This is a genomic window from Pseudoalteromonas rhizosphaerae (genome assembly GCF_902498845.1).
GTDB lineage: Bacteria > Pseudomonadota > Gammaproteobacteria > Enterobacterales > Alteromonadaceae > Pseudoalteromonas > Pseudoalteromonas rhizosphaerae.
The window spans coordinates 70,607-77,213 of sequence record NZ_CABVLM010000019.1 but is presented as its reverse complement, the minus strand read 5'-3'; the positions used below and the strand labels follow the sequence as shown (position 1 = coordinate 77,213).

The 6,607-nt window shown below is 41.4% G+C and carries 8 protein-coding genes; 3 read left to right on the top strand and 5 right to left on the bottom strand.

The window, feature by feature from the left end:
• Positions 1 to 604 precede the first annotated feature (604 nt).
• A complete protein-coding gene (locus PSR9079_RS21500) occupies positions 605 to 1,138 on the top strand; it encodes a gamma carbonic anhydrase family protein (RefSeq protein WP_149983193.1) in 534 nt (177 codons plus the stop codon).
• On the opposite strand, the gene PSR9079_RS21495 is transcribed toward PSR9079_RS21500, so the two are convergent.
• A complete protein-coding gene (locus PSR9079_RS21495; RefSeq protein WP_149983192.1) occupies positions 1,135 to 1,389 on the bottom strand; it encodes a DUF1488 family protein in 255 nt (84 codons plus the stop codon). The genes PSR9079_RS21500 and PSR9079_RS21495 overlap by 4 nt on opposite strands.
• Complete coding sequence (gene aroE, locus PSR9079_RS21490; RefSeq protein ID WP_145241784.1) at positions 1,386 to 2,210, bottom strand: shikimate dehydrogenase; 825 nt, start codon at positions 2,208 to 2,210, stop codon at positions 1,386 to 1,388. Before aroE ends, PSR9079_RS21495 begins: the two co-directional genes overlap by 4 nt.
• 67 nt (positions 2,211 to 2,277) lie before the next feature.
• On the opposite strand from aroE, the gene PSR9079_RS21485 reads away from it, so the two are divergent.
• Positions 2,278 to 2,715 (top strand): group II truncated hemoglobin, encoded by a 438-nt coding sequence (locus PSR9079_RS21485; protein ID WP_145241782.1) that lies wholly within the window; start codon positions 2,278 to 2,280, stop codon positions 2,713 to 2,715.
• A gap of 99 nt (positions 2,716 to 2,814) precedes the next feature.
• On the top strand, positions 2,815 to 4,416 hold the full coding sequence (locus PSR9079_RS21480) for a methyl-accepting chemotaxis protein (RefSeq protein WP_149983191.1): 1,602 nt from the start codon (positions 2,815 to 2,817) through the stop codon (positions 4,414 to 4,416).
• Between the two features lie 50 nt (positions 4,417 to 4,466).
• Here the strand turns inward: PSR9079_RS21480 and hemF are convergent, their stop codons facing one another.
• The 3 genes from hemF to PSR9079_RS21465 are packed head-to-tail and all read right to left on the bottom strand — an operon-like array spanning position 4,467 to position 6,563.
• Positions 4,467 to 5,384, bottom strand: a complete 918-nt coding sequence (gene hemF, locus PSR9079_RS21475; RefSeq protein WP_149983190.1) for an oxygen-dependent coproporphyrinogen oxidase — start codon at positions 5,382 to 5,384, stop codon at positions 4,467 to 4,469.
• A 2-nt stretch (positions 5,385 to 5,386) separates the two neighbouring features.
• Positions 5,387 to 5,953 (bottom strand): L-threonylcarbamoyladenylate synthase type 1 TsaC, encoded by a 567-nt coding sequence (gene tsaC / locus PSR9079_RS21470; RefSeq protein ID WP_149983189.1) that lies wholly within the window; start codon positions 5,951 to 5,953, stop codon positions 5,387 to 5,389.
• 37 nt (positions 5,954 to 5,990) lie between these two features.
• Positions 5,991 to 6,563 carry a DNA topoisomerase family protein gene (locus tag PSR9079_RS21465; protein WP_149983188.1) on the bottom strand — a complete coding sequence of 191 codons (573 nt, stop codon included), beginning with the start codon at positions 6,561 to 6,563 and terminating at the stop codon, positions 5,991 to 5,993.
• Positions 6,564 to 6,607 lie beyond the last annotated feature (44 nt).

The following is a 6,607-nucleotide window of genomic DNA, read 5'->3' as shown; positions in this document are numbered from 1 at the left end:
CAATGAATTCTGAATTATTTGTTTTTGTTGCCAAAAACGAATTGACTGTGCTGCAATTCTTTTCTTAAGTAAAACCTAAGTAAGTTATTGCTGTTGGTCACTCAGTTTCAATTGAGACTCTAAATTTGTTTGCCTTGCTTAGCTATCTAAAAGAAAGTTAAGCTCGGCTGTTAGAACTCAATCTGTACGAGTGCCCACACAGATGATTGCTTTATATTGTTAAAGAACGCTGCGGTTAAAGTTAAACTTTATCTCGCTAGGGCTGCGCATATTACGCTTTCCTATTTTTTTGTCAACACTTAATTTTAAACTTTCTTAAAAATCTAAACTCAAGTTTTACTCGACTAACTGATTAACTCTTGCCTCGCTAAGCGTTGCTGTCTGCCGTCTCAGTGGGGTCGTATTATAGGGCGCGGCGAATTTTACGCAAGCGTTTTTTAAAGAAAACTTGAAATAAAGTGCTGTTCGTTCAATTTACGCGCTAAACAGCTCAAAAGTGCTAGTTTAGTATACAGCACAGATCCTAGCTGGCCATTTTATAGGCTCTACTGCTACACTATTTACCTCTTACTATTGAACTTATTCTTAATTTATTAGGTGTTTTATGGCAATCCGTTCTTATAAAGGAATTACTCCTCGTTTTAACCAGTCTGTTTATATAGATGAGTCGGCTGTTTTAGTTGGTGATATCACATTAGGTGAAGATAGTAGTGTATGGCCATTAGTAGCAGCACGAGGGGACGTTAACTATATACGCATTGGTGAACGTACTAACGTGCAAGACGGCAGCGTGTTACATCTAACGCGTGCCAGTAAAAGTAACCCAGATGGTTATCCATTAATTATTGGTGATGATGTTACCGTTGGTCACAAGGTTATGTTGCACGGCTGTTGTTTGGGGAATCGTATTTTAGTCGGCATGGGCGCGATTGTAATGGATAATGCCATTGTTGAAGATGATGTGATAATTGGTGGCGGTTCATTAGTCCCACCAAACAAGCGCTTGGAATCGGGCTTTCTCTATGTGGGTAGTCCAGTAAAGCAGGCGCGCCCTTTAACCGAGCAAGAGCTGAGTTTTTTAAAAATATCAGCAACTAATTATGTTGAGCTTAAAGATGAGTATCTAGCTGAGGATTAACTCAGCACTGAAACAATGATTTGTCCTGCCGAGTTATATTCTTCATTCTCGATTAGTTGCTCGGCTATATCTTCATAGTCAAAACGCGCCTGTTCAAAATGTAACTTTGCAGCTTGTTGGTCTGCCAATGCTAGCGTGTGTGTGTCAATGACACATTCAACCATTAAGCCACTTACTTGAGCAAAAAACGTTAACTGCTGGGATTGTACGTTAAATTCAAATCGGTCGATAAATTGGATTGCTTGGTTCATGCAAGCTCTCCGGTTTTTAATGCCCGAACAACAGGGAGTATTTCAGGCATATTATTGCGCCACACAAAATAGGCTTGTGCAGCTTGCCCTACTAGCATGCCACTTCCATCAAGTACGTTAATATTAGCCTTATAGCCCTGAGCCCATTGCATAAACAGCGTATTTTGCTGTGAATAAAACATATCATAAACATGTTCACAGCCATCAAGGTGTTTTTTATCAAGCGCAGGCAATTCACCAAGCATACTGCTAGACGTAGAGTTTACAATTAGCGAGTAATCACTTACTGGCAAATCATCAAAACCATAGCCAGTTACATTACCGTATTGGGCAAATAATTCAGCTAGTTCCTTAGCTTTTGCTGCCGTACGATTGACTATAATGATTTCACTCGGCTGTTGTGCCAATAACGGCAAAACCACGCCACGTGCAGCGCCTCCTGCACCTATAAGTAAGACCCGTTTATCTTTAATGGTAACCTGATTCGCAAGCAGATCGTTCACAAAACCAATGCCATCGGTGTTGTCACCTAGTAAGCGCCCATCATCTAATAACTTAATAGTATTTACTGCTCCGACAATGGTTGCCAATTCAGTTCGCTCATCAACTAGCGCAAATGCTTGCTCTTTAAATGGCACTGTAACATTAGCCCCTTTACCGCCTGTGGCAAAAAAATCGGCCACGGCTTTTTTAAAACCATCAATCGGTGCTAATATTGCGCTGTATTCGATTTGTTCGCCCAATGAGGTTGCAAATTGCTGATGTATCGCAGGGGATTTTGAGTGTTTAATAGGATTTCCAAAAACTGCATATTTGTCCATATTTGAGCAACCTCTTTGTGCAGTAACATTACCTCGTAACTTACTGCTAATTAATGATGATAAAACTATGATTAAACGATTCTTTTCAAAATCGAAACCTCCAGAACAACAGCAAGCACCAACACCAGAAAAAACACCTTATCAACTGATGGGTGGAGAAGCTGGTGCTTTAGCACTTGCGAATCGATTCTACGACATTATGGCCAGCGATGAATACGCTAAACCGTTATATGATATGCATCCTCAACCATTGGACCGTATTCGCCAAGTGTTTTTTGAGTTTTTATCTGGGTGGTTAGGCGGCCCAGACTTGTTTGTTGAAAAGCATGGTCACCCTATGCTGCGTAAACGCCATATGCCTTTTCCAATTGATCAAGATTTACGAGATCAATGGATGTATTGCATGAATAAAGCGTTAGACGCGGAAATTGATAATCCCTTATTACGAGAAGGGTTACGTAAATCTTTGGCACAACTTGCCAGTCATATGATTAATCAGCACTAGCACTTCTCTTTAACTGCACGTTATTTGCGCTAAGTCAAAACGGCCTTTTTTTAAATATAGATAATACGTGATCAAATATTTAGAAAAAGCGTCGTGCGTGTGAAATCAATCCAACATAAAATTTATGCCCTATTGGCCCTAACAGGCATTATTGTGTTAATTGCCAGTATTCTTAGTAGCTCAAGCCAACAACGAACGCTTGCGCAAGACACTGTTGCAGAAAATATTAAGCTTCTTGCTGATAACTACTTTGACTCTATCAATACTTTGATGATCACAGGCACCATGGCAAATAGAGAGCTATTAAGCCAAAAACTACGCAAGCACCCAAATATTGAAGATGCGCATATTATTCGCTCCCCAATTGTTAATAAACTTTATGGGCCGGGCAATAAAAATCAAGCGCCGAGCAACGATATCGAACGCGAGGCTTTAAAAGGCAAGGAAACATTGCTAATTGATCAGCAAAATAATAGCCGCAGTATGACTTTTCTGCGCCCTATGTTTGCCAGTAGCGATTATAAAGGCACTAATTGCCTTGGCTGTCATCAAGCACAAGAAGGTGATGTACTCGGCGTAGTTAAAATTAGTTACTCATTAGCTGATATTGATAATGCGGTGACTTACAACACCCTAGTAAATACCGCATTACTCTCTATTATTTTTATTATTGCCTTTGTATTACTGGGCATTATGTTTAGACAAATTTTTATTGTACGCCTTAAAAAGCTAGGTCATGCTATGCATTTAGCTACAACCAACAAAGATTTAAGCCTGCGAATTGACGATAGCGCTGAAGATGAACTGGGTTGGCTCGCCACCAGCTTTAATAAGATGATCGCTACCTTTAAAGATAATATTGCTCAAGTATCTCATTCATCAAAAGTATTGATCCACTCAGCAGAAAAAATTTATACCTCAGCGGATACTACTGAGCGCGCTATTTTAGAGCAAAAGAAAAATACAGACTCCGTGGCAGCTGCTATAAACGAACTAGAGAGCTCCTCTAATGAAGTAAAAAACACCACTCACTTTGCCTCTGAAAAATCAGAAAACAGTAATGAACTGGCACAACAAAGTATGCATGTTGCTGAACAAACAGAACTCAGTATTAATCAATTGGCAGACGATGTTCGCCAAGCTGCAGCGCAAGTAAGTCAACTACAAGTACAAACACTTGAGGTAGGAAAAGTACTCGAAGTGATTAGCAGTATTGCTGAACAGACCAATTTGTTAGCTCTTAATGCTGCGATTGAAGCCGCACGTGCAGGTGAAGCTGGGCGGGGCTTTGCTGTGGTGGCTGATGAAGTACGTACATTGGCAACTCGTACTCATGCATCCACCGATGAAATTCGTCGCACAATCGACAAACTGCAATCCGAAGCGGCGCAAACGGTTAAAACCATGGGTGAATCGTGTGAGGAGGCTGATGCTAGAGCGCAACAAGTAAAAAATGTTGCTCAAGCTTTAAAAGATATTTCTATGCAGATGAATGAAATAAATCAACTTAATATTCAAATAGCCGACGCGACAGAACAACAAAACTTAGCCGCAGAGGAAATAAATAGGAGTGTTATTGGTATTAGTGATAACGCTGAGCGGTCATTAGTGGATGCTAACGATAACCAAAAAGTAAGTGAGGAGCTGTTAAATCTAGCGCGTTCACTGGATGAGCAAGTAAGAAGCTTTAAATTGATGTAATACTTAAAGTTGCCAGTCAATAAACCAGATATTGACTGGCAGCCTGCTTACTATGCTAGCCCTAACCAGTCTCTTGGTTTTAAAAAGTCAGCGTATAGCTTATTTTCAGCACTGCCTTCTTCGGGTGTATAGTTATATTCCCAACGCGCTAGCGGCGGCATCGACATTAATATTGATTCTGTACGTCCGCCACTTTGCAAGCCAAATAAAGTGCCACGATCCCACACTAAGTTAAACTCAACATAACGGCCACGACGATAAAGTTGGAAGTCTCGTTGCTGCTCAGTAAATGGGGTTGCTTTTCTACGTTCAATAATAGGTAAATAAGCCCCTAAAAAGCCATTGCCTACTGCTTGCATAAAGGCAAAGCTTTGCTCAAACCCGGCTTCATTCAAATCATCAAAGAATAAACCGCCGACACCGCGCGTTTCATCGCGATGTTTTAGGTAAAAATACTCGTCACACCATTTTTTATATTTAGGGTAAACCTCATCTCCAAACGGCGCACATAAATCATGCGCGACTTGATGCCAATGTTGAACATCTTCAAGCTCAGGATAAAATGGCGTTAAGTCAAAACCACCACCAAACCACCAAATAGGCTCCTCACCTTGCTTTTCTGCAATGAAAAAGCGTACGTTAGCATGGCTCGTTGGAATATGTGGATTGTTTGGGTGGATCACTAGCGAGACACCACAGGCATGGAAGCTACGACCAGCAAGTTCTGGACGATGCGCAGTTGCCGATGCCGGCATTGAAGCACCAAACACATGCGAGTAGTTCACCCCACCTTGCTCGATCACATTGCCACCACGAATAACACGAGTTCGCCCACCACCGCCTTCTTCGCGCTGCCAACTGTCTTCTACAAACTTGGCTTGGCCATCAGCTTGCTCTAAACCTTGGCAAATTGTGTCTTGCAAGGCCATCAGGTAGGTTTTTACTTGTTCGAGTAAATTGCTGTGCATGGTTATCCTCTAAATACTTTGCCGGTCATTACATCTTTAATAGTGCTAGGCTGCGTGTTACCACCAAGTGGTTCATCTACATAAAATGCCACCAGCTCGCCAAACTCACTTTTAGCCATTGCAATACTAGTGACCGTATCATGTCCTGATAAGTTAGCACTAGTAGACACAAGAGGTTTGCCTAATTCTTGGCATAAGCGCTTTACTGTTGGGTGATTAGTTACACGCACAGCAATACTATCAAATTGTCCTGTTAACCATTTGGGCGTACCTTTAGCCGCTGGCATAACCCAAGTAATTGCGCCGGGCCAGCTGGAAAAAATATCAGCGCGTTTATCCATCGGAATTTTTGCATCATCAACATACTTTAATAATTGCCCATAATTATCGGCAATTAAAATTAAGCCTTTTTCAACTGGCCGCTGCTTTATTGCCAGTAAGCACTCCACAGCTTGCTGATTATCGGGGTCACAGCCTAAGCCATAAACAGCTTCGGTTGGGTAAACAATAACCCCGCCTTGCGACACAGCAGCAAGGGCAGTTAAAGGAACTGAGGTAGTATCAGTCACTGAAAATCTCCAAATACAATAAAATTAAAGCCGGTAATTATTCGCTCACCGTGAATTTATGCGAGCAACTTTTCTGAGGGCATTGTAGCACAACACTATTGGTCATTTGCTTTTGCATCATTACTGGCCATTGGCACGCGGGGCAGATATGGCTAACTGGTTTGTGATTGAGTGTGTATTTACAACTTGGATAGCTATTACATGAATAAAATGTTTTACCAAATTTATTACTACGCGCCACTAACTGGCCTTTTTTACACTTAGGGCAAGCAGGTAAAACTTCTTCATTTGGCTCAGGCTCATCATGAGCAATATAGTGACACTCAGGATAACCCGTACAGCCAATAAACATACCATAGCGGCCATTCTTCACTACTAGCGAATTACCACACTCTGGACAAGGGCTATCATCAAGTACTTTGATTTGTTGAGTATCATGTTGAGCAAGCGAGCGAATAAAATCACATTCGGGGTAACTCGCACAGCCAAGGAAAGGACCTGATTTACTGTTGCGGATCACAAGCTCTGAACCGCATTTAGGGCACACTTCGTATTCTTTTTCTAAGGCATGTTGATTTGCAGAAAAAAGCGATTGGTCGATTTTACTCATGTGTTCCCTAAGCAGCTGACTAATTTTCGCCTAATATACCCAAA